Source organism: Nonomuraea sp. NPDC049158, assembly GCF_040648335.1.
GTDB lineage: Bacteria > Actinomycetota > Actinomycetes > Streptosporangiales > Streptosporangiaceae > Nonomuraea.
Map to the genome: position 1 here is coordinate 360,790 of NZ_JBEZDM010000001.1, position 22,840 is coordinate 383,629.

Annotated in this window: 17 protein-coding genes and 1 pseudogene; 7 read left to right on the forward strand and 11 right to left on the reverse strand. The window is 70.1% G+C overall.

Annotated features, from left to right (window positions below; translation table 11 throughout):
- Positions 1-8 precede the first annotated feature (8 nt).
- The 6 genes and pseudogenes from AB0B61_RS01505 to AB0B61_RS01530 form a co-directional block, all read right to left on the reverse strand.
- Positions 9-686, reverse strand: a pseudogene (locus AB0B61_RS01505) (ABC transporter permease); the annotation flags it as partial.
- A complete protein-coding gene (locus AB0B61_RS01510) occupies positions 683-1,735 on the reverse strand; it encodes a LacI family DNA-binding transcriptional regulator (protein ID WP_358426226.1) in 1,053 nt (350 codons plus the stop codon). The pseudogene AB0B61_RS01505 and the gene AB0B61_RS01510, both read right to left, overlap by 4 nt.
- Before the next feature lie 33 nt (positions 1,736-1,768).
- Positions 1,769-2,230: a hypothetical protein gene (locus tag AB0B61_RS01515; protein WP_358426229.1), complete on the reverse strand. Its 462-nt coding sequence runs from the start codon at positions 2,228-2,230 to the stop codon at positions 1,769-1,771.
- A 67-nt stretch (positions 2,231-2,297) separates the two neighbouring features.
- A complete protein-coding gene (locus tag AB0B61_RS01520) occupies positions 2,298-2,627 on the reverse strand; it encodes a hypothetical protein (RefSeq protein ID WP_358426232.1) in 330 nt (109 codons plus the stop codon).
- A gap of 7 nt (positions 2,628-2,634) precedes the next feature.
- Positions 2,635-3,597: a DUF6772 family protein gene (locus tag AB0B61_RS01525; RefSeq protein WP_358426235.1), complete on the reverse strand. Its 963-nt coding sequence runs from the start codon at positions 3,595-3,597 to the stop codon at positions 2,635-2,637.
- A gap of 140 nt (positions 3,598-3,737) precedes the next feature.
- Complete coding sequence (locus AB0B61_RS01530) at positions 3,738-6,599, reverse strand: AAA family ATPase (RefSeq protein WP_358426241.1); 2,862 nt, start codon at positions 6,597-6,599, stop codon at positions 3,738-3,740.
- 116 nt (positions 6,600-6,715) lie between these two features.
- Between AB0B61_RS01530 and AB0B61_RS01535 the strand changes: the two genes are divergently transcribed.
- From AB0B61_RS01535 to AB0B61_RS01550, 4 genes are all read left to right on the forward strand, one after another.
- Entirely contained in the window at positions 6,716-7,336 is a 621-nt protein-coding gene (locus AB0B61_RS01535; RefSeq protein WP_358426244.1) for a dihydrofolate reductase family protein, read from the forward strand.
- Between the two features lie 296 nt (positions 7,337-7,632).
- Complete coding sequence (locus AB0B61_RS01540) at positions 7,633-8,631, forward strand: winged helix-turn-helix domain-containing protein (RefSeq protein WP_358426247.1); 999 nt, start codon at positions 7,633-7,635, stop codon at positions 8,629-8,631.
- A 22-nt stretch (positions 8,632-8,653) separates the two neighbouring features.
- Positions 8,654-8,944 (forward strand): hypothetical protein, encoded by a 291-nt coding sequence (locus tag AB0B61_RS01545; protein ID WP_358426250.1) that lies wholly within the window; start codon positions 8,654-8,656, stop codon positions 8,942-8,944.
- Positions 8,941-10,059, forward strand: a complete 1,119-nt coding sequence (locus AB0B61_RS01550; protein ID WP_358426252.1) for a transglycosylase SLT domain-containing protein — start codon at positions 8,941-8,943, stop codon at positions 10,057-10,059. Before AB0B61_RS01545 ends, AB0B61_RS01550 begins: the two co-directional genes overlap by 4 nt.
- On the opposite strand, the gene eccB is transcribed toward AB0B61_RS01550, so the two are convergent.
- Complete coding sequence (eccB, locus tag AB0B61_RS01555; RefSeq protein WP_358426255.1) at positions 10,053-11,450, reverse strand: type VII secretion protein EccB; 1,398 nt, start codon at positions 11,448-11,450, stop codon at positions 10,053-10,055. The two genes, AB0B61_RS01550 and eccB, sit on opposite strands and share 7 nt — an antisense overlap.
- Before the next feature lie 265 nt (positions 11,451-11,715).
- The gene (locus tag AB0B61_RS01560) at positions 11,716-12,168 is read right to left on the reverse strand and encodes an ATP-binding protein (protein ID WP_358426258.1); all 453 of its coding nucleotides are present in this window, start codon (positions 12,166-12,168) and stop codon (positions 11,716-11,718) included.
- Positions 12,169-12,366: 198 nt separating this feature from the next.
- On the opposite strand from AB0B61_RS01560, the gene AB0B61_RS01565 reads away from it, so the two are divergent.
- Both AB0B61_RS01565 and AB0B61_RS01570 read left to right on the forward strand, forming a co-directional pair.
- On the forward strand, positions 12,367-13,206 hold the full coding sequence (locus AB0B61_RS01565; RefSeq protein ID WP_358426261.1) for a helix-turn-helix transcriptional regulator: 840 nt from the start codon (positions 12,367-12,369) through the stop codon (positions 13,204-13,206).
- Complete coding sequence (locus tag AB0B61_RS01570) at positions 13,191-13,406, forward strand: DUF397 domain-containing protein (RefSeq protein ID WP_358426264.1); 216 nt, start codon at positions 13,191-13,193, stop codon at positions 13,404-13,406. Before AB0B61_RS01565 ends, AB0B61_RS01570 begins: the two co-directional genes overlap by 16 nt.
- A gap of 362 nt (positions 13,407-13,768) precedes the next feature.
- On the opposite strand, the gene AB0B61_RS01575 is transcribed toward AB0B61_RS01570, so the two are convergent.
- Positions 13,769-16,993, reverse strand: coding sequence for a BTAD domain-containing putative transcriptional regulator (locus AB0B61_RS01575; protein ID WP_358427675.1), 3,225 nt, complete (start codon positions 16,991-16,993; stop codon positions 13,769-13,771).
- Between the two features lie 399 nt (positions 16,994-17,392).
- Between AB0B61_RS01575 and pta the strand changes: the two genes are divergently transcribed.
- Complete coding sequence (gene pta / locus AB0B61_RS01580) at positions 17,393-19,474, forward strand: phosphate acetyltransferase (RefSeq protein ID WP_358426267.1); 2,082 nt, start codon at positions 17,393-17,395, stop codon at positions 19,472-19,474.
- Here pta and AB0B61_RS01585 read toward each other — a convergent pair.
- Both AB0B61_RS01585 and eccD read right to left on the reverse strand, forming a co-directional pair.
- Positions 19,436-21,265 carry an ABC transporter ATP-binding protein gene (locus tag AB0B61_RS01585; RefSeq protein WP_358426269.1) on the reverse strand — a complete coding sequence of 610 codons (1,830 nt, stop codon included), beginning with the start codon at positions 21,263-21,265 and terminating at the stop codon, positions 19,436-19,438. The two genes, pta and AB0B61_RS01585, sit on opposite strands and share 39 nt — an antisense overlap.
- Positions 21,266-21,372: 107 nt before the next feature.
- Complete coding sequence (eccD, locus tag AB0B61_RS01590) at positions 21,373-22,764, reverse strand: type VII secretion integral membrane protein EccD (protein WP_358426272.1); 1,392 nt, start codon at positions 22,762-22,764, stop codon at positions 21,373-21,375.
- Between the last annotated feature and the right edge of the window lie 76 nt (positions 22,765-22,840).

Sequence of the window (22,840 nt, forward strand, 5' to 3'; positions counted from 1 at the left end):
ACCAGGGTGTTGCGCAGGACGTGGATGTAGAAGACGACCCGGTCGCTCAGCCCCTTGGCGCGGGCCGTACGGACGTAGTCCTGGTTCATCTCCTCCAGCACGCCGGTCCGTACGAGCCGGCCCAGCCAGCCCACGAACGGCAGCGCGAGCGTGAAGGCGGGCAGGAGCAGGCTCGCCATGGTGCCGTCGGCCGTGCTGGGCAGGATCTGCAGTCCCCTAGCGAAGATCAGCGAGAGCATGATGCCGATCCAGAAGGGCGGCAATGCCTGGCCGACCAGCGAGGACACCGAGATCAGGCGGTCGGCCAGGGAGTTGGCGTGCCGGGCCGCGTACGAGCCGGTGAGGAAGCCCAGCACCACGGTGAACACCATGGCCCAGGCGGACAGGACCAGCGTCGGCCCCAGCCGTTCCAGGCAGGCGTCGAGAGCGCCCATGCCCTGCCGCCACGACTGGCCGAAGTCGAGGCTCAGGAGACCCTGGAGGTGGTGCAGATATTGGACCGGCAGCGGATCGTCCAGCCCCAGCTGCGCCCGCAAAGCGGCCAGCTGCTCCGGCGTCGCCTGGCTGCCCAGGATCAGCTCGGCGGGGTCGCCGGGCAGCACCCGGAGGGCGACGAAGACGATGGTGATGGCGCCCCAGATCTGGAGCAGCGCCTGGGCCAGCCGGCGCCCGACGAAGCCGGTCATCTGCCGCCTCCGCTCGACGCCCGCTCGACCAGCCGGGGCGGGAAGAGGATCTTCTCCGGGGGTCCCTCCGCCGGCGGGCGCGTCAGCCGCCGGAGCATGTGGTCCACGGCGGACACGGCGATCTCCGCCGCCGGCAGCTCGACCGTGGTGAGGGAGGGGATGACGTACGGGGCGAACGGGTGGCCGCCGTAGCCGACCACGAGCACGTCCTCCGGGATCCGCAGCCCGGCCTCGTCGGCCACCCGGTAGACGCCGAGCGCGAAGTAGTCGTTGCCCGCGACGAAGGCCATCGGCCGTCGCGCCGTCCGGAGCACGTCCTTGGCCAGCCGGTAGGCCTCCCCGGGGTCCCAGGGCATGGCGCTCTGCTCCAGCCGCCTGGTCGGCACCTTGATCACGGTGTCCGGCTCCACGGGCAGCCCGGCCTCGGCCATGGCCCGGTGGTAGCCCGCCACGCGGTCGGTGACCGACGAGACGCCCAGGTCCTCTTCCAGGAAGCAGATCTTCCTGGCGCCCCGCGCGATGGCGTGCCGGGCGGCCTCGTAGCCGCCCAGGACATGGTCGACGCCCACCAGATCGGTGTTCAGCTCGGGAACGTCCCGGCTGATCAGCACGAGCGGCACCCCGGCGGACCGGAACCGGCGCCAGTGCTCGGCGCCCTCCTGCACCGTCACCACGAGCACCCCGTCGACGCCGCGGCGCAGCAGCTCCTCGGCCGCGCGCCGCTCGTTGTCCAGGCTCTCCTCCGTCGCCATGAGTAGCAGCGAGTAGCCGTGCTTACGGCAGTGCTGCTCCATGCCGCTGATGAGCTGCGCGTAGAACGGGTTGGACGGATTGGTGATCACCATGCCCAGCGTGCTCGCGGAGCCCAGCACCAGCGAGCGGGCCGTGACGTTGGGTACGTAGCCGAGCCGCTCCGCCTCGGCCTTGACGCGGTTCCTGGTCTCCACGCCGACGCTGTCCTTGTCGGACAGCGCCCGCGAAACGGTGTTGACGGACACGCCGAGGCTCTCGGCGATGTCCTTCAGGGTCGTCCGGTGGCCCTCAGGCATGGTGTCCCCAGGTTCGATGGAGGTGCACGGGCATCACTCCGCGGTCGACACCGTGCGGAACTCGGGCTGGCTGTTGGCCGCCGGGGTGAAGCCCTTGACCGTGGAGCGCAGCCCGTACGTGCTGGACAGTGCCGCGGGGAAGACGCCGACCGCGTCCCGCCAGATGATCTCGCACGCCTTGCCGTAGAGCGACGTGCGCTTCTCCTGGTCGGCGGTCGAGCGGGCTTCGGCGAGGATGCCGTCGAGCTCCTTGTTCGCGTAGCCCATGCGGTTGGCCGTGCTGGTGTAGAGCCGGCCCAGGGTGTAGTCGGCGTCGCCGGTGGTCACCGTGTTGACCTGGAGCTCGATGTCCCAGTCGAGGGCCGTCAGCCGCTTGATCCAGGCCGCCTTCTCGATCTGCTGCTGCTCCACGATGACGCCCACCTTGGCCCAGGCCGAGATGAGCGACTGCGCCAGCTCGGTCGCCAGCGGGCCGGTGTCCTTGAACCACATCATCGAGGTACGGATCCCCGAGGCCGGCGCCTGTCCACCTCGTCCATTGCTGCCATGTCGGTTGCTCCCGTCAGCTCTTCAGTGCCAGGTAGACGAGGATCTTCGCCTGGGGATCGGCCCCGGTGAGGTGGGCCCGCAGCCGCAGCCAGTGACCGAACTCCCGGACCCGCCAGGTCACCTGGCCCGGCTCGGTGACCACCCGCACGGGGGTCTCGTCGTCGTCGCACCAGTGCAGCCCGTCGGGGGAGACCTGGGTGACCAGGCGCAGCTCGCCTTCCAGGCCCAGGGTCCGTACGAACCAGCGCGCCTCGGTCGCCCAGCCGGCCTCGTACGGTTCGGTCGTGAAGTCGTCGGTGAAAGTGGTGTTCCGCTCCAGAACCGCGGTAAGAGCGTGCTTCATGCCGGCGTCACCAATCCACGGAAATCAGTGCGGAATCGAGGAAGAGAAAGTTGCGGACCGGAGAATGGGTACGCACGCTCACGTAGAAGTTGAGCAGGTTCTCCAGGCCCTCGTATTTGTCCGGATACTGCGGCACCGGGATCTGGCGCATGTCCATGACCCGGTCATTGACCTGGAGCTCGATATTCGTCCGGGTGCGTGTGTCGAACTGCCAGCGCAGATAATGCCAATTCACCTTGGTCGGGACCTCGTTGTAGCAGAGGTTCTGGGGGTCCTCGTCGAAGGCGTGCCAGTCGGCGGGGTCCGGCGCCGTGAAGTCCTCGGTGGGGGACAGGTTCTCCTGGTTGTGCAGGTTGTCCCTGGGCGTCGGCTCGGGCACCACCGGGTAGACCCAGCGCCGGGTGAGCTTGTTGTCCAGGTCGGTGTTCTGGTAGCGGGCGACGCAGTGGTAGCGGATGCCCTCGCCGTCGCACAGGTCCGTGGCCACCGTGAACGCGCCGAACTGGGCCTCCGACGGGTGCAGGTTCCCGTCCCAGACCACGTCGCCGAAGGTGTCGCCGAGCGAGGTCTCCGCGGTCGCCGCCTCGCTCTTGTAGGTGAAGTACGTCTCGAACTGCACCACACCGCGCTGGGCCATGGTCAGCCGGCGGATCGCCACGGCGGTGTGCCCCGTCACCGGCCTGGTCGCCACCTTCAGCGCGTAGTTGCCGCTCATCGCGCCATGGGTGCCGATGTCGAAGAAATCGCAGGAGCTGAGCTGTGGCGGCCGGAAGTCGCGCATGTGGACGTCGACCTTGTCGAGATTCCCGTAGCCGTCGTGATTGCCGATGAGTTCGGTCCAGCCGTGCGTTCCGGTGTTGAACTCGTCGAAGGCGAGTATGCGGGGGAGGGGGTTGAACTTCGAAAGTCTGGGGTCCGCCGCGATCAACGCGCGACGCAGGTCCCCGGCCGGATCATGAGTCGTCTCCACGCCCAAGACGTCCTTCCGTATACGCTTTCAGCCGCCAGGATGAACGTTCACGTGAACGTTAATCCTAGGTTTCGAGGAAACTAACTCGTTACATCCGCGATGTCAAGGGATGTTCGTGACGGAACAGGACATCTGACGCGTCAGGGGTCGAGAAGGCCGGTGTCGTGGGCTCGGGTGGCGGCCTCGGTCCGCGTGGCGACGCCGAGCTTGACGAGGATCCTGGCCACGTGCGTGGCCACGGTGTTGGCCGTGATGAACAGTTCTGCGGCGATCTGCGGGTTCGACCGGCCACGGACGAGCACCCGCAGCACGTCGAGCTCGCGGCGGGTCAGGCCGAAGTCGTTGCGTGCCGGGGTGCTCGCGTCGTCCCCCAGCTGGCCGCGGACGGCGAGATCGTCGATGCGGGTCAGCAGCGGTGCGGCGCCCAGCTCGGCGGCGACCGCGCGGGCCTCGCGCAGCCGGGAGCGGGCGCCGGGCCGGTTGTTCGACGCGAGCGCGGCGCCCGCGGCGCCGGTCAGCACGAGTGCCGTCTCGTACCGGTTGCCGAGGTCGCGCCACGCCGCGGCGGCCCGGTCCCAGGAGGGCAGCTCGCCGGACACGGCCTCCGCCTGGAAGGTGAGCCGGTATGCGGTGAGCGCCGGCGTCACGGCGCGCACCGCGTCGATCACGCGGGCCAGCTCCGCCAGCCGGTCGGCGCTCTCGGCGGCGACCCGCCGGTTTCGCGGCGCCGCGGCCCGCCGGGCACGCTGGACCCGGGCCCCGAGCACCGCGAGCCGCATCACCTCGTGCGTCGGCCAGGTGGCCGCCGCCGTCAGGTGCTCGCCGAGGACGCGGTCGGCCAGCTCCGGATCGCCCTGCTCGACCGCCCAGGCGATGCGCTGGACGCTGAACTCGGCCTTCGCCTCGGCCGCTCCGACGGCGTGCCGAGCGAACTCGGCCACCTGGCGGAACAGCATCTCGAACCGGTCGTTCTCGCCCCGGCAGCGCGCGATGTCCGCGGCCACCAGGCGCATGAACGCGGCGTAGAGCGGCGGCGGCCCGTCGGCGAGGGCGTTCTGGACGACCTCCACGGCCTCGTCCCACCGGCCCAGGAAGCGCAGGTGGATCGCGCGGGCCACGGCGAGCATGCTGCCGCGCGACCGGGCCCGGCCGAGCCGCTCGGCGGCCAGCTGCCCGGCGCGGGCGAGCTCGGCCGCCTGCTCGTACTGGCCGACGGCTTCGATGAGCCCCGCCTCCCACTGGAACGTGGTCAGGAACGTGTGCTCATCGCCGGCCGTCTCCGCGACGCGGCGCGCCTCGGCGAAGGTGCGCCTGGCCGGCTCGAACCCGCCGGCCTGACCGTCGAGCGCGGCCAGCACCAGCAGCGCGGGTGCCCGCAGGCCGTCATCGCCGAGCCGTTCGGCGATGGCCAGTGCCTCGGTCGCGTACCGCCGGCTCTGCTCGTGGCGGAGTGCCGCGACGCCGACGAAGCTCAGCGCGGACAGCAGGCGGCTGCGCAGGGCGTCCGACGAGCCCGGGGGCACCAGCGTGACCGCGCGCTCCAGGTCGTGCCACCCGCTTCCGTCGACGCGGTTCTGCGACTGGCCCCGCAGGCCGAGCAGCCGGGCCACCCGCTGCGGCTCCACCTCCGAGTCGAGTCCGGCCAGCGCGGTGGTGCCGTGCGCGACGCCCGCGGCGGACTTGCCTGCCGCGAAGGCCGCCGCTGCGGCCCGTTCCAGCACGGTCGTCCGGTCGGCGTCGATGAGGCGGGACGGGTCGGCGACCTCCGTCCAGCGCGCCAGCACGAGTTCGAGCAGGTGGAGCTGTTCGTCGTAGGCGTTCTGCCGGTCGGCTCGGTCGGCCGCGCGCCACGCGGCCTGCAGGGCCCGCTCGAACTCGCCGGCGGCCGTCCAGTGCTCCGCCAGGGCCGTGCTGTCAGGGGCGCGGGCGGCCAGCGCGGCGGCGTACCGGGTGTGGGTACTCCGCCGCCGCGCCGGCAGCAGTGAGGCGTACACGGCCTCCCGGATCAGGTCGTGCCGGATCGCGTACCCTTCCTCGCCGACCACCACGAGATCCCGCCCGGCCAGGTCGTCCAACGCGGACCGGAGCCGGGTCTCCGGCAGGGCGCTCACCTCGCGCAGGATCTCGTCGGCCAGCTCGGCGCCGGCCACCGCCATGGCCGACAACACCTCGCGAGCCGGATCCGGCAGGTCGATGATCCGGTCGAGTAGCAGGGTCCGCAGGTCGGCGGCCGGCGCCTCGCCCGCGTCGCTCAGCGCCTCGACGAACAGCGGGTTGCCGCCGCTGCGCCGGTGGATCCCGCCGCTGCGGGAGCGATCCGGGGGCCGGCCGTCGATGGCTTCCAGCAGCTCGGCCACGTGCCGGTGCTCCAGCGGGCCGAGGGCGGCGCGCACCACGTCGCCGCCGCGGCCCAGCTCGGCGAGCAGCCGCCGGTTCGGGTGGCCCACGGGCAACTCGCCGGTGCGGACGGTGCCGATCAGGAGGACGGCCTCACCCGCCAGATTGCGGACCAGGTAGGCGAACAGCTCGCGGCTGGATGCGTCGGCCCAGTGCAGGTCCTCCACGACCAGGACGACCGGCCGCTCCTCCGCGACCCGGCTGATCAGGGCCAGCATCTCCGTCAGCAGCCTGGTTCGCGCGTACCGCGCCGGGGCCGGGCCGAGGTCCGGCAGCCAGTCGCCGAGCGCGGATCCCGCCGTCGGCAGGAACGCCGCCACCCGGTCGCGGCCGAGCCGGCGTACGAGGTCGCGCAGGATCGCGACGAACGGTACGTACGGGGCCCCCTCCGAGCCGAGTTCGAGGCAGCCGCCCGACAGGACCAGCGGGTCGCCGGGAAGGTCCCGCACCACGGTGGACACCAGCCGGGACTTGCCGATGCCCGCCTCACCGGAGACCAGCACCGTGGCCGGCTGCCCCGACCGGGCCTGCTCGTACGCCGCCCGCAGCGCGGCGATCTCGTCCACCCGGCCGACCAGCACCGGGCTGACGAACGACCCCACCATCCCCTGATCGCCTCTCAAATCCGGACCGGATCTCACCAAGTCTGACGACGACAGCCTGCCACCCGCGGCGACATTCTGGACCCATAACCCGAGCGAACAGTACAAAGGAGCCAGAAATGACCACCGCCGGAAAAAGCACCCAGAAGCGTGCCGTCGTCGCCAACATCACCCTCTCTCTTGACGGACGCGTCACCGGCCCCGGCGGCGAGTACGACATGAGCTGGATCGTCCCCCACGCCATCAGCGACGGTTCCACCTCGCACATGGTGAAGGTCACCGGCCCGGCCACCACGGCGCTGCTCGGCCGCAAGAACTACCAGGGCTTCGCCGGCTTCTGGCCCGCCGTGGCCGACGACGACAACGCCGACCCGAACTCGCGCACGTTCGCGCGCTGGCTCAATGGCGTCGAGAAGATCGTCTTCTCCAGCACCCTGGAGCAGGTGGACTGGGACAACGCGCGCCTGGCCACCGCCGCCCCCGCCACCGTCGTCAAGGAACTGCGGCAGGAGGAAGGCGGCGACATCATCGTCCTGGCCAGCAGCAGTGTCATCCGGCAACTGCTCGACGCGGATGAGGTGGACCGGCTCAGCATCACCCTGTGCCCGGAACTCGTCGGCGGCGGTGCCCGCCTGTTCCCCGACGGCCCGGCCGGGTCCTCCTGGTCGCTCACCGCTACGAGCACCACCGGCAGCGGCGCGATCTGCCTTCTGTACGACCGGATCCGCGCCGACCAGTAGCGGATTCGGCTTACACCTGGTGCTGTAAGTGACTTGTAAGTCAGATGTGAGCGTTGCGACGTACGTTCCTTTTGCAACAACACAGGCGGAACATCCTGAACGGAGCGCATCACATGCGGTTGAGGACCAAGAGCGTCCGCATCACCTGAGCATGGGGTGACCACATAGCCGGTGGGGGCCGGAAGGTGCAGGTCCGGCCCCCACCTCATGCGCCCCAGGCGACCTGCGCCAACAGATCTTTCAAGCTTATTTGAAGCATCCATCCAGATACGTCAGCTTTGCCTACAGTACGACCCGTGGGGGCTCCGGTAACCAGAACGAACGTGTGGAGCGAGCTACGAGTGACCTCCGCTCCTCAGCTGTCCGTGTCGATCTCTCCGAACCTGACCGCTCTCGCCATGATCGCCGACGCGCTGGCCGGCCGCCGGCGTGGCCTGCCCGAGCTGTGGCGGCGCGCGGTCCAGTCGAGAGTGAGCCCGCTGGGACGCGAGGCGGTCCTTCCGCTCGCCGCCCCCGGCTACTCCGTCGTGCCCGACAGCGTCGCGCCGATCACCCCCATGGACGACATGTCCGTGGCGGCGCAGGTGAGCGCGCTGAGCGACATACCACCCGAGTCCTTGATCAAGGACCTGGAGCAGGCGTTCGGCGACGGGGCGCTGCCGACGCACTGGAGGGCCGCCGCCGAGCGGCCCGCCCGCTGGCTGCGCGGGTACGCCACCGCGCTCAACGACGTATGGCACACCACCGAGCCGCTCTGGCAGCGGGCGCGACCACTGCTCGACCGGGAGATCGAGCGCGTCGGCATCACCTCCGTCCGCGGCGGCCCCGAACTGCTGCTGGGCGCACTGAACGACCGCATCCGGTACGGCGAGCGCGGCCTGCTGATCGCCGACATCGAGGCCAGCACGTACGAGCTGGGCAACCGGCGGATCATCCTGGTGCCGATGCTGGCCGGCAAGGACGCCGTGATCGTCAGCCTGGACCATCCCGACGCGGTGTGGATCGCCTACCCCGTCCCCGGCGCCGAGTCGCTGTGGCGCCGGCCCGTCGCGCCCGCCGTGGACGAGTTGTCCGCCCTGGTCGGCCCGGTGCGCGCCGAACTGCTCTGCCAGCTGGACCAGCCCATGACGATGAGCATGCTGGCCGCCAACGTCAAGATCGCGCCCAGTGGGATCACCTATCACTGCGACCGGCTGCACGCCGCGCGGCTGATCAGCAGGGAGCGGCGGGGACGCGAGGTCTGGATCGCCCGCACCGACCGGGCGGAGGAACTGCTGTCGCTCTTCCGCCGCTGAGTGTTGACCGAGGAGATCTGCTGTGGTCCTGAAATATCACCGTGAAGCGCTCGACGGGTGCGGAACGGCGGCGAAGAACGCCTCCGGCGCCTACGCCGAGGTCGCCGCGTCCGTGTCCGGCGCGGCGATCGACCAGGCCGCCTTCGCCCGGCTCGACAACTCCGGGGCGCTGGCCGCGGCGGTGAGCGAGCTGAACGCGGCCGCCGGGACCACCGCGCGGACGCTCGGCGGGCATCTCCAAGCGGTGGAGCAGGCGCTGGACGCCGTGGAACGGACGTTCACCGGCGCCGACGGGGCCGCGGTACGCCGGTGAGCGCCATCGACGACGTCCGGGGCGTCCCCGGCGGCGCCGAACTGGCCACGCTGGCCGCCGCGCTGGTGGGCGACCCGGGCGCGGCCGGCCGCGTCGCGAACGCGTGGCAGTCGGCGGCCGACACCAGCCGGGGGCAGACCGCCGCGGTCAGGTCGGCCGTCGGCGATCTGGACACCGCCTGGCAGGGGGCGAGCGCCGACGCGTTCGTCACGTACATGGACCGGGCCGGAAAGATCGGCGACACGCTCCAGAGCGTTCTGTCACAGTGCGCCACGCACCTGGCCACCGCCGCCGAGGCCCTGCGGACGGCCGAGTCCCAGGCGAACGCGATCTGCCAGAACTACGCCGCCGCCGTACGCGACTTTCAGGCCAGGAACCCGCAGGCCACGCAGGACCAGATCCTGGAAGGCGTGCAGGGCCTGGTCGGCGACGCCCGCAAGCAACTGGCGGAGCAGCGGACGACCGCGAACAGCGCGCTGGGCACGGCCGCGGCCGGCATCCGGGGCCTGCTGGGCGGGCTGGGCAAATCCACCGAGAACTGGCCGGAGCCGGACACGGAGCCCTTCGCCCCAGGCCCGGGAAGGGCCCTGGACTGGACCCCGTCGCGGCAACAGAACAGCGCTACCCTCGCTGAGGCGAGCGGGACGAACGGGACCAGCGGGACCAGCGGGACAAGGGGCCAATCGCCGAGCCTGCCCGGTTTTGGCGGGTATGGGCCGAGCGGTCCGCCCCCGGCCGGCGGTGGACCGGCCCCGCAGGGGCAGGTGGCCGACTGGATCACGCAGGCCGTCAACGTCCTCAAGGCGCAGGGCTACCCGGTCGAGAAGATGAACGCCAACGACATCTGGACCATCATCCGGCACGAGTCGGGCGGCAACCCCAACGCGATCAACAACTGGGACTCCAACGCCGCCAAGGGCACACCGTCCAAGGGGCTCATGCAAACGATCGACCCCACGTTCAACCGGTGGAAACTGCCGGGCCACGAGAACATCTACAACCCGGTCGACAACATCATCGCCGGGGTCCGCTACGCCATCGAGCGCTACGGCTCGGTCTCCAACGTGCCCGGCGTCGTCGGCACGAAGACCGGCGGCGGCTACCGGGGTTACTGAGCCGTTGAGGCAGTGGAGACGGGCTTGGCGGCGCGTGCCGGGTCGAGCACCGGCCCCTCGGGGATGAGCTGTAGCACGTTGGCGGGCACCGGGGTGGCGCGCTTGGCGTCGTACCCCAGCTTGCCCAGCACGTCCGCGTTCGGCACGGCGTAGCGCCGTCCCTCGTCGGTCACCAGGTAGTACGACTGCACCGCGTCGAGCTGGCCGTCACCGGGCAGGACACCGGCGACGATCGCCCGGCCCGGCGGCAGCCGTACCAGATCCGTGGCGTCGCCGTGTGGCGCGGGCAGTGTGCCGCCCGACATGAGCCGGGCGCGGACGGAGCCCTCGTCGGCGTCGGCGTAGACCGCGCAGAGCGGGCTCGCCGGGTCGTAGGCCGTCATCTTCGGCATCGACGCGGGCAGGCCGTCGGCCGGGAGCTTGGTGCGGGAGCGCGGGGCGGCGTTGGCCGTCGCCGCGTCGATCTTGACCTCGGCGGTCGTGCCGCCGCTGTAGGCCGCCGGGTCGCTCAGCAGGAGCGTCGCCTGCGTACGCGTGACGGGCGCCAGGCCGTCGGCCAGCTGCACGTACCAGCGCGGCTCGCCCCCGGCGACGGCCGTGGCCCGGTAGACCTGCCCCACGGCGGCCTTCTCGCCGCCGGGCCCGGTCACCGGCCGGCCCCGCCCCTCGATCGCGGGCGCGGCCAGATCGGGCCCTTCCGGCAGCGCGTTCAGCCAGGCCACGGGCACGGCCGCCGGGTCGGTGCCGCTCAGGCCACGCGCGATCCCGGCGGGCACGCGCATCCGCGCGCCGCGCCAGATCGCCCAGGTCTGCCCGCCGACGTCCACGAGCATCGCGCTGTCCTCGGCGAGCGGCCGGTCGCCGACCTGCCGCCCGGCGATCAGCGTCACGTACGGCTTGCGCCCCGTGTCACTCTCGCGCTCCTGCACGCAGACCGACCAGGGACCGGAGGCGAGCCGATCAGCGGTCGGCAGCGAGTCGGGCGCCCCCGGGATGCCGACCGGCGTGCCGCGCTCGTACGAGCTCAGCGCCTCCCTGGCGACCACGCGCTCGGTGATCTGCGGCGAGTCGAGCACGAGCCGGGCCGAGGCGTAGTTGGCCACTGGGATCAGCCTGCGCTGGGGCTGGCTGTAGACGTAGCGGGCACCGGTCTCGCGCTCGATGATCAGTGTCCCCGGGTCCCGCAGCGCCTTGGTGCCGCTGGGCCGGAGCAGCCCGACGACCGCGAACCCGACACCCAGCAACACGGCGACCATGGCCCCGGCCAGGAAACCGATGTTCTGGCGGCGCAGCGGCCACTCGGGCTGGTTCGGCTGGGCACGCATCAGCGCCAGGCCGATCCGCTGGACCGTGAGCCGGTACGCCTGGTAGAGGTCGCGCTGGCTGTGCACGCCCACCTCCCCGGAATTCGCCCGGCCCAATTTATCCAGATAAGAACGGCCAGAGCGCGATACTTCAACAGTTCTGTAATGGACATACTCGCCGCGCATCCCCGGCCGCCGGGCGTTCGCGGTCGTCGGCGCGGGTCGCCTGCACGACGTCACTCGGCTCGATGCTGTGCGGGCGATCGTGAGTCGGTTGAAAGGCTCCCAGATCCGGGAGGCGGCGTGCTCCCCACGGCAGGCAGAGGCACCGTCTCGCCGACCGTGGGGATGCCTAGCGGCAGGACACCAGAGCCCAGACGACCTGCTCGTTCTGGGTGTTGTAGTAGTGACCCCACGAGCCGTCGGTGATCTTGTGCACTACCTGCAGCCCTCGGCCGAACTCGATCGCCGCGTCCTCATCGTCGGGGCCGGGGTCGTTCACGGGCTGCCGAAGCCGAGGAAAGGTATTGGCGTGTCCAGGATCGACCACGACCAGGCGGACGAAGCCTTTTTCGGGCTCCAGCCTCATGCGCACCCATCGCGCCGCAGGCATGGTCCCGAGACCGTACCTGATGGCATTGGTGACCAACTCCGTAGCGAGCGTCTGAAGGTCGTACGCCCGGGGGTGGTCCGCTCCCACCCACGACGCGATGGTGTCGCGCGCTTTGGCGGGGATCACGCGGGGATCCAGATCCTTCATCTCGAAGGTGTGGCATTGGGTGGGGGAGTGGAGCGCCGCATTCATGATTATTCACCGAATTTGTCCGTGTCGTGCTCGCCTCTGGATTTCTTCAGGCTGTGTCACCACGGGTGGAGGGTGTGGTGAACCGCTAGCCAGAATGGCATTGGAGCGATATTTTTCTCAGTGGTCGGCAAAGTCTGTAGCGACACAGTTTCCGGGCTGCTGAGTTTCACCGCAGTGGTACGCAAGGAGGGGTGTGGCGTGGGAATCGAGGTAAAACTAGACCCTGAAACAAGCCCAGACGCGCGCTATGGTTATGAATTGCGTAAACGGCGCAAAGAGGCGGGATTGACGTTGGCTCAGCTGGGGGCAAGAGTCGCTCTCACGGGTCAGCAGATCGGCAACATCGAGCGGGCCGACCGCCGGATGGATGAGAACAGGGCGCGCCGGTGCGAGGAGGCCATGGGGCTCCCGCCAGGTGATCTCGTGCAGCACCTTCCCCGCAGGTCTCGCAGCAACGTGACCTTCCGCAACTTCCTGCCGTGGCTGGACAGGGAGAAGCGGGCCACGGAACTGTGCGCCTATGAAGGGTTGATCATTCCGGGATTGCTCCAAACTCGGGCGTACGCGGAAGCTGTCTGTCAAGGCAGGCCCGGTACAACCCCCGAGCAGGTGGAAGAGGCCGTAGAGGCGCGGATGCAGCGACAAGCTATTTTGCGCCGGGACAACCCTCCGTTCCTATATGCCGTTCTCGACCAGTGCGCACTGCTACGCCCGGTAGGAAGCGAGGAAATCACCCGGGATCAGCTTCAACATCTCCTCATGATGGGTAGAAGTCCGAACATAGTGATGCAGATCGTCCCCCTGCGCGCTATGTCTACGCGCGGCCTGGTGGCAGGGTTCGTGATCGCTCGGACGGCTGGAGATGGCGACGAAGCCGTCTTCATCGACTCCCCTGGTGGAGGCCGCATGCTGGACCAGCTTGAGCTTGTGGAGAAGCTGAAGGCTCGGTTTCAGACGATCAGAGCGGATGCCCTGTCCCGGGCGGACTCGATGGCGCTGATCGAAGAGAGGTTGAAACAAGAATGGATCTGGCACTGAGCGATGAACTCAGGAACGCGGTGTGGCGGAAGAGCCCTCTCTCGGACGCCGAGGGGAACTGCGTACAGGTGGCTCCGCTGTCGGCCGGACGCGTCGCGGTGAGGGACAGCAAGGACCCCGATGGGCCTGCTCTGGTGTTCACCGATCCAGAGTGGAAGGCGTTCGCCGGTGGGGTGAAAGAGGGAGTGTTCGACTTCTAGCCTGGCCTTTGGTCAGGCTCCTGCCAGGTCTGGAGAAATGCCGAGTCGGCGGATCTGCTTGGCGAGCGATGCGCGCGAATGACTCCTGTCCGATCCTTCGGGACCGGACAGGAGTCATTCGTGGTCGGTCAGTACCAGCGCTGCCAGGCGTTGGGGTTGCTGACGTTGCAGCTCCACAGGCCCACGGCCAGACAGCGTCCGGAGGCGTTGTTCACCAGCTCGGTGTCGTAGAAGCGGTTTGCGAAGACCCGCCGATCGAGGAGACGATCCTGGACACCGCGGCCGGCTTGGCCAGCCTGGGCCTGTCCGCGACACAACGCGAATGGCCGACGCGTAGCCGACCCCATCTCGCCGCATCGCGATCAACATCCTGCCGGATTCTGGTCGAGATCGGCCAGGAAACTCTCGGCGCGGCGGGCGAAGAGGTGGGCCCCGCGTTCGCCGGATCGGGCGCGGGCTTTGTCGGCGGCGGCTCGCACGACGTCGACGGGTTCGCCGCGGGCGTGCAGCAGGCGGGCGCGCAGCAACAGGAGAAGTCCTTCGGCATAGCGTTGGCCGTGGGCCTTGACGGCCTGGTCGGCCCGGTCGAGGGCGGTCGCGGCCTTGTCGGGCATCTCGGCTGCCAGCCACATCTCGGCGATCAGTCCGTACCAGTAGGCGAGGCCCCATCTCGGCGGGTCGAGCAGGGTCGCGGCCAGGAGATGTTCGGCCTTGGCCGCGGTGCCGGCCGGGTCGTCGCCGGTGAGGGCACGGGCCCAGTACCAGTCCAGCCGTATGTAGGCTTCCTGCGCGACGCCGGGACGGTCGGCGCTGGCCGCGACCCACCGCTCGGTCGCGTGCATCGTCCAGGTCGTGTCACCGGCCATCGTGGCGGCCATGGTTTGGTAGCGGGTCCAGCCCGACATCTCAAAGGGGTCTCCCTCGGCCTGGTACACCGTGCCGAGCAGGGACCGCCCCGTCTCGACATCGCCATGCAGCGTGGTGATCACGGCCAGATATCCGACCCACTCATCCTGGATCCGCCAACGTCCGAGGTCGTCGCGGCGTCGAACCGGGACGCCCCCGACTCGGCTGGCAAGGTGGTACATGCTTTCCTGAGCCGGCCCTGGGTGCGGGTCGGCCGAGTTCGCGAGCAGCGAGGCAATGCCGTCCGCAGTAGTACGGCCTACCCAGCTGAAACACTGATACGCCGCGCCGATGTCGCCGATGTCCCATTGGTACAGGCCCCAGGCCTGTCGGCCGTACGCCTGGATGATCGGGTTCGCGGACGCCTGGCCTTGCTCATGCAGCCGGCGAGCCCACACCCCACGGTCTTTCTCGGTGGAGATGTAGGCCCCGGTCATCCGAACGAAGAGAAACTCGGCCTCGGCCGTCTCGCGGCCGAGTCTGCGGGCAAGATATGCACCCCGTTCCAGCAGATCGAACGTCGAGCCGCCCATTCCCGGGGGCTCGACGGCGAGGAGGTTGAGCAGCGACAGAACGCACAGTTCCAGCTCCAGCAGCCCTGCCGTCCGGGCGATCTGGACGGCCGATTCCAGGTTCCGATAGGCGGCCGCGAACGCGAGCTTGGTCGCCGCGCGGCGACCGGCGCGCGCCAGTGCCTCCGTGGTGCGAACCGGGTCGGCCAGGGGGCCGGCGCCCCGCAGGTGGTAGGCGAGGCGTTCGGCGACGGACTCGTCGTCCGCATGGATGTGTTCGAGGGCGTCGGCGACGCGCAGATGCAGCTGGACGGCCTGCCGCCGCGCAATGGTCTCGGTGACCGACTCGCGGACCAGGTCGTGCGCGAAGCGCCACAAGAACGGGTCTTCCGGCTTGGTCTCCAGGAGGCCGAGTGCTTGCAGCGGTTCGAGGCGTTCGAGGCAGTCCGCGACATCGACGCCGATCGCGCGGGCGAGCAGGTCGAGGTCCACGTCGCGGCCGATGACCGCGGCGATGCGCAGCAGGCCGTGAGCGCTGTCGTCGAGACCGGACATCCGATCGCGGACGACGTCTCGCACGGTGGCCGGCACCCCTGCCCGTACTGACGCGCCGCCGTCGCCGAGCGAGCCGCCGTCGCTGAGCAGCCGGGACAGCTCCTGGACGAAGAACGGATTGCCGGCGGTGCGGGCATGGATACCGCGGGCGACTTCGGCACCGGGATCGTGGCCGGTCTCGCGGCGGATGAGCTCGGTCACGTCGGTCAAGCCGAGCGGGCCGAGCCGGATCCTGCGGTGGCCGGGCAGCCGGCTGGCCGCGGCCAGGACCCGCGACAGATCAGAGCCGGGTGTGGGTGCGCGATCGCGTAGCGCACCGATGATCACCGTGCCGGCGGGTAGCCGGGCCGTCAGGTGGCCGAACAGCTGGAGCGAGGCGGCGTCGGCCCATTGGAGGTCATCGACGATCAGCAGCGTGGGCCGTTGCGCCGAGGCCTGCCCAACGGCGGTGACGACCTGCTCGAACAGGCGAAACTGGGCACCGCTTTCGGGAATGGCCGGCGCGGCGGCGTAGTCGTCTCGCGATTCCAGGAGACTGCCGAGCTCACTGGCGAGCCACTTCTCCCGCAGCGGCGCGGGCAGGCTGTCGAGAATCGGGCGGAGCGTCTGTTCCCAGGGCCACATCGACGGTGTTCCGTCGCCTTCCAGGCACGAACCCCAGACGACCAGCGCGCCACGTCCGCTCGCTTCGGTGGCGATCTCTCGTACCAGGCGGGTCTTGCCTACGCCCGGCTCGCCTTCGACGATACGGAGCGCTGGGCGGTCGGTGAACGCCATCTCGACGGATTGCCGCAGTAGGGCGAGTTCCTCGGCCCGGCCGACCAGCCCGGCTGCCGTTCGCGCCGACGCGCCGTCATCCCCACCGTCCATACGCGCCACGAGCGGCGACGCCGAGGGCTGCGACAGCACTCGCAGATGTGCGGCTTGCAGCTCCGGGCCAGGATCGATACCGAGCTCGTCGGCAAGACGGGCGCGGACCTCGCGGAACACCGACAGTGCCTCCGCCTGGCGTCCCGCCGCCCCGAGGATGGAGATGAGGCCGGCCTGTACGGGTTCGTGGAACGGCGCCATCGATGCGGCCAGCTGCAACGCCGGCAGCACCCTCGCCGGTCGGCCCAGCGACACCGCCAGTTCGGCCGCTTCGGTGCACGCGGCGTGAAACTCGTCGTCGAGGGCGGCGAAGGTCGGCAGCGCGGTCGATCGGTGCGTGAACCCGTCGCCCGCACGGCCCCGCCAGAGGCCAAGCGCTTCGACATAGCGATCGAGCGCCGTTTCCAGGCGTTGCCGTGCCAGGGCCGCCTTGGCGGTCTCGACGAGTTCCCGGAAGGTGCGGAGGTCCAGGGTGCCGGGGTCGGCGGTGAACTGGTAGGAGCCGCCGCGGTGGTGCAGGTATGAGCCGGATTTACGGGCGGGGGTCGCGGGTTCGAGCAGTCGCCGCAATGCGCCGACGTATTTCTGGATGACGTTGAGCGCGCTGTTGGGGACCTCGTGGTCCCAGACCAGGTCGATCAGCTCGCTCGTGCTGACCGGCGTGCCCACCCGGGCCAGAAGCAGGGCCAGCAGATAAGCCTGTTGCCGGGGGCCGGCATCCAGTTCGACACCATCGCGCCACACCCGCAATGGGCCCAAGATCTGAAGGCGTAAGAGAGCGCCACCGGCCGGCTGATCGTCGACGCCTGGCCGGACGGGATGAACGGGCAGAGCCACCTCGGCTCCCGGGTGAGTCGGCAGATTGCCAGCTAGCAAACCGTCCAAATAATACCGCAGCAGTGCGAAACCTACCGGAGCCGACGTCCGTCCAACTCCCACAAGACCATCCTGTCCGCACCGCACCGCACCGGACGCGGGAGCGCATGCGTCGCTCTGAGCCCAGGTCCTCGGATCCGATCAGAGCGAGGTTGGTGGGCCTGTGAGGCGCTGACTGCGGACGCGAAAGTGATCCGCGACGGGAGCGCGGCCGTTGCCGACGGCCCGCTGCCGAGATCGAGAAGCAGCTGACAGACAATGATGCACATGACACGTGCGGTGTACGTCGCGGCGGGCGAGGCGGGAAGCAACAAGGGCGCGGTCGCCCTGGGCATGGTGGAGCTGCTGTCCCGGCAGGTGGGGACCGTGGGCGTGTTCCGTCCGGTGGTGCGGGCAGGCCGTGAGGACAACCTGATCAACACCATCCGGAGCAGGTTCCAGCTCAACCTGCCCTACGAGACGTACGCCGGCGTCACCTACGACGAGGTGCACGCCGACGCCGAGCGTGCGGCCGGTGACATCGTGGCTCGTTACCGTGCGCTGGCGGGGCGATGCGACGCGGTGGTCGTGGTCGGGACCGATTACACCGATGTGGGCGCGCCGACCGAGTTCGAGTTCAACGCCAGGCTTGCCGCAGACCTGGGAACGCCCGTGCTGAACGTGGTGAGCGGGAGAGGCAGGACGGTCTCGGAGATCAGTGCCGCGGTCGAGCTGTCGTCCCGGCAATTGGCGCAGCACCACGCCCAGGAACTGGCGGTCGTGGTCACCCGGGCGGCTGCCGAGCACATCGCGGTCGATCACCCTACGCCGGTGTTCGTACTGCCCGAGACTCCCTCCCTGCGCGCCCCCACCGTCGCCGACCTGCTGGGTGCCTGCGACGGCAGGTTCTTCCTCGGCGAGCGCGACGGGCTGGGCCGGGAGACGAGCGCGTTGATGGTGGGCGCGATGTCACTGCCCGGCATCCTGGACCGCTACACCGAGGGCGCCGCGGTGATCATCCCGTCCGATCGGGCCGCCGCGCTGCTCCCAGGACTGATCGCGGCACACGCGGCGCCGGGTTTCCCCGCCCTGTCAGCGGTGATCATGACGGGTGGCACGGATCTGCCCGCCCCGGTGGACCGGCTGCTGAGCGGCATGGCCATTCCCCTGCCGGTCATCGCCACCGACTATGACACCTTCGACACCGCGACGCGCCTGTCGGCCGTGGAGGGCCAGTTCACACCAGAAGCCGGCGGGAAGATCGACACAGCGCTGCGGCTGTTCGCCGAGCACGTCGACGGCCGGCTGCTGCTCGATCGGCTGGCCATCGCCAAGACCGACGTCGTCACGCCGCTGATGTTCGAGTACGAGCTGCTGGATCGGGCACGCACCCGGCGGCGGCACATCGTGCTGCCAGAGGGCGAGGAGCCGCGCATCCTGCGCGCGGCCGATGTCCTGCTGCGCCGTGGCGTGGCCGAGCTCACTCTGCTCGGTGACGAGGAGCGGATCAGGGTACAGGCCGCCCAGCTCGGCCTGGATCTGGACGAGGCCAAGGTGCTCAGCCCGTTCGACGCGCAGCTGCGCGAGCGGTTCGCCCGCGAGTACGCGAGAGTCCGGGCGCACCGGGGAATGACCACCGAGCTGGCCCGCGACACCGTCACCGACGTGTCCTACTTCGGCACGCTGATGGTCCACACCGGCATGGCCGACGGCATGGTCTCGGGCGCGGCGCACACCACCGCGCACACCATCAGGCCGGCGTTCGAGATCCTGCGCCTGGGGCTGGTCTCCAGCGTGTTCTTCATGTGCCTGGCCGATCGGGTGCTGGTCTACGGCGACTGCGCGGTCAACCCCGATCCGAGTGCCGAGCAGCTTGCCGACATCGCGATCTCCTCGGCTCGCACCGCCGCCCTGTTCGGCGTCGACCCTAAGATCGCCATGCTGTCGTACTCGACGGGTGCCTCGGGTGCCGGCGCCGATGTCGACAAGGTCCGCACCGCCACCGAGCTGGTCCGCGAGCGCCGTCCCGACGTGATGGTGGAGGGGCCGATCCAGTACGACGCCGCGGTCGACCCCTCGGTGGCGCGGACCAAGATGCCCGGCAGCCAGGTGGCCGGCCACGCCACCGTCTTCGTGGTGCCCGACCTCAACACCGGCAACAACCTTTACAAGGCCGTCCAGCGCAGCGCCGGCGCCGTCGCGGTGGGACCGGTGCTGCAAGGACTGCGCAAGCCCGTCAACGACCTGTCGCGCGGTGCCACCGTCGCCGACATCGTCACCACCGTGGCCATCACCGCCGCCCAGGTGCGAGACGACGATGCGGACGCCCCTTCATCGGTGGAGCGCGTCCGGAGCGTCGTCCTCCACTAGGAAGCCGCCGGACTGGTGGCGCCAGAGCCGGGCGTAGGAGCCGTCGGACTCGAGCAGCTCGCCGTGGGTGCCCTGCTCCACGATCTCGCCCTGGTTCAGCACGACGAGCCGGTCCATGCGGACGACGGTGCTCAGGCGGTGCGCGACCACGAGCGCGGTGCGATCCTGCATCAGCTCCCACAACGCTTCCTGGACGAGGATCTCGCTTTCCGAGTCGAGGGCGCTGGTCGCCTCGTCCAGCAGCAGGATCGGCGCGTCGCGCAGAATGGCGCGGGCGAGGGCGACCCGTTGCCGCTGGCCGCCGGACAGCTTGACGCCACGCTCGCCGACCAGGGTGTCGAATCCCTTCGGCAGCGACTCGACGAACTCCGTGACGTGCGCCGCTCGCGCGGCCCGCATGATCTCCGCGTCGGTGGCGCCCGGCCGGGCGAAGGCGATGTTGTCGCGCACCGACCGGTGGAACATGGCCGGCTCCTGGGGCACGTACGCGATGAGGCTGCGCAGATCGGCCTGCCGCAGGCGGGCGATGTCCTGGCCACCGATCAGGATCCGGCCACCGTCGACGTCCATGAGGCGCAGCAACAGCCGGGTGAGCGTGGTCTTGCCGCCGCCGGACTGGCCGACCAGTCCGATCTTGGTGCCACTGGGGATGTCCAGGTCCAGACGCTCGAACAGGGACGAACCGCCGGCGTGCGCGAACGTCACCCGGTCGAAGCGGACGCTCGCGTCCGCCCGCCGCAGCGGTTGCGGGTCGGCCGGATCGACCACAGTCGGCGGTATGAGCAGCAGTTCGGTGAACTGGGCGGCTTCGGAGAGCACGCTCTCGATGCGCCGGTACACCTGGTTGAACTCGAACATGACGCTGATCGCGTTGGAGTAATAGGTGAAGGTCACCACGATGGCCTCCACGCCCAGACCGCCCCGGAGCGCGACGGCGAGCAGCAGGCCGAGGGCGCTGGTGAGGATCGAGATGGGAGCGACCACGGTGTCCACGCGCAGGTTGCCGTAGTCCCAGGAGCGCAGCGACAGTTTCCGCTGCTCGGCGACCCTGATGCGATGCTCGATGGCCTCGCGCTCCTCGGCGGCGAACGCGCGTACGGTCTCCATGTTCGCCAGGACGTCGGCGACGTGGCCGGAGACCCGCACCTTGGCGGCCTCGCGCTGGTCGACCAGCACCCGGCGGTGGCGGATGAGCGGCGCGACGACGCAGCCCGTGACGATGATCAGGCCCACCAGAACGAAGACCAGCAGCGGGTGATAGGTCCACAGCACCACCGAGGCGAAGGCGATCGGCACCACCTTGGCCATGATGGAGAAGGTCAGCGTGTCGACGAAGTCCTCGAATCTGGAGGAGAACCCCAGCACCCGTTTGGTCAGCGACCCGGCGAAGTTGTTGTGGAAGAACGCGGTGTCCTTGGTCAGCAACTCCTCCATGCCCACCACGCCGAGATGCTCGATGCCGCGGGCGTCCGTACGGTTCAGGAAATGCAGCCCGATCCGCCACAGCACCTCACCGGCCAGCAGCAACCCGGCGAAGCCGAGCACGTACGGCAGAAGCGCGCCGACGGAGCCGTCGCCGCCCGCGGCCAGTCGCCCCACGATGCCGGCTACCGCCAGCGGCGCCAGGTAGAACAGGCAGATGTTCCCGAGCGCGGGCATCGTCAGCGCGGGCACCGCGACGCGCCACTCGCGCACCAGCTCACCGGAGTAGTGACGCAGCGCGAGCAGGACCGCCGACTTTCGTCCGGATGAAACGCCTTCGGAGCCCTGAAGCGATCCGAGCACAGCCATCCGCCCCTCCCCGAACCCCGACAACCGGCCGTGACCATGCTGCCGCAGGGGGTACGCGGAGGCGACTGATTTTCCGGCCGCGGCTCTTAGCTGACCAGCCCGCGGATCTAGCTGACCAGCCCGCGGATCGTCTCGTACACATCCAGTACGGCCAGCGCCAGCGGCAGCAGGGCGATCATCAGCACGATGTCGAGGATGTCGGCCAGCCGCCCCCAGAACGGAGTGGGCCGCGACGCCGACAGCCACAGCGCCACCCCGGCCACCAGCAGCGCGAGCCCCACCAGGGCGGGCACCACCCCGAACAGCACCACCTCGCGGCCAGACGCCACCGCCACGGCCAGGGTCGGCAGGCCGGAGCCGAGCAGGGCCGAGGTCAGCAGCCACAGCCGCTGGGCTCGGCCTTCGAAGACGCGGGCGCGCAGCAGCAGGGCGGCTGAGAGTGACAGGCTCATCGCGATCGCCGGCCAGGTGCCCGCCGCCGCCATGAGGATTTGTGCGCCGAGCGTGAGGAGCGACACCCCGCCGAGCAGGCCCGTGCAGAAGGCGTCCGCGACGATCGTCCGGTCGATCACCATCCGGCCGTCCAGGTCGCCGCCCTCGCGGCGCAGCTCGTCGGCGGTCGTCGGCAGGGCGGGCAGCGGCAGCCCGGCCAGCCGGAACGACACCGACGGCACCACCGTCGTCATGCCCACGGCCAGTGTGGCCAGCAGCGCGGCCACCCCGGCCGCCGGTACGGCGAGGACCATGACCGCCAGCGCGCCGAGCAGGCCGCAGAACGCGGCGAAGGCCACCCCGAGGAACGTCGGCAGCCCCTGAGCGACGGCGAACCCGATGGCCGTGGCCAGCATCAGCGTGACCCCGAACGCCGCCAGCAGGTGCGGCGCGCCCAGCCCGGTCAGGCCGGTCGGGGAATCGGGTCCGAGCAGCCCCGCGACGAACCCGTACGGCAGCGCCGCGTACCCGATCGCCGCGCCCGCGCCCGCGTCGCCCAGGGCCCGCGACAGCGCCGTCGCGGCCAGCAGCAGCACCAGCGCGATCCCCGCCGCGACCAGGGCGGCGGGCGTCCACGGCGGGCCGGTCAGCAGCAGGGCGGCGGCGCCCGCGCCCAGCGCCACCGCGGCGGTCCGCAGCCCGTACGACCTGGTGACGGCGGGCTGCCACCGGCTGGTGCGTTCGAGCACGCCGGTCGCGACGGCGTCGGCCACGTCGTCGAAGACGGTCTCGGGCAGCTCGTGCCCCCGGGGCCGCAGGTGCAGCAGCTCCCCGTCGTGCACGGCCAGGTCCGACAGCGTGACGTTCACGTCGAACGGCTGCCCGCCCACGCGCTGGAGCACCCAGCCGCCGTGGGCCAGCCCGGCCTCCGCCAGCCCCTCGCCCGCGATGCGCAGCAGCGTCGGCAGCATGCTCGCCAGCGGCATGTCCGAGGGCAGGCCGAGATCGAGGGACCCCCGAGGGGTGACGATCGTGACCCGGCACAGGTCGGTTCCGGTGGCGCTCACGTGGAGGAGTGTAGGGACTGGGTCCCTGCCGCGCCGCCGTAAATATGTCGAGAAAATTTGAAATGTCGCTGAATAC

Bases quoted from the DNA above. Each gene is read 5' to 3' on its own strand.
- AB0B61_RS01535 (WP_358426244.1), top strand. From the start codon at position 6,716: ATGACCACCGCCGGAAAAAGCACCCAGAAGCGTGCCGTCGTCGCCAAC.
- AB0B61_RS01515 (WP_358426229.1), bottom strand. From the start codon at position 2,230: ATGATGTGGTTCAAGGACACCGGCCCGCTGGCGACCGAGCTGGCGCAG.
- AB0B61_RS01560 (WP_358426258.1), bottom strand. From the start codon at position 12,168: ATGAATGCGGCGCTCCACTCCCCCACCCAATGCCACACCTTCGAGATG.
- AB0B61_RS01585 (WP_358426269.1), bottom strand. From the start codon at position 21,265: ATGGCTGTGCTCGGATCGCTTCAGGGCTCCGAAGGCGTTTCATCCGGA.
- AB0B61_RS01530 (WP_358426241.1), bottom strand. From the start codon at position 6,599: ATGGTGGGGTCGTTCGTCAGCCCGGTGCTGGTCGGCCGGGTGGACGAG.
- AB0B61_RS01570 (WP_358426264.1), top strand. From the start codon at position 13,191: ATGGATCTGGCACTGAGCGATGAACTCAGGAACGCGGTGTGGCGGAAG.
- AB0B61_RS01510 (WP_358426226.1), bottom strand. From the start codon at position 1,735: ATGCCTGAGGGCCACCGGACGACCCTGAAGGACATCGCCGAGAGCCTC.
- pta (WP_358426267.1), top strand. From the start codon at position 17,393: ATGACACGTGCGGTGTACGTCGCGGCGGGCGAGGCGGGAAGCAACAAG.
- AB0B61_RS01520 (WP_358426232.1), bottom strand. From the start codon at position 2,627: ATGAAGCACGCTCTTACCGCGGTTCTGGAGCGGAACACCACTTTCACC.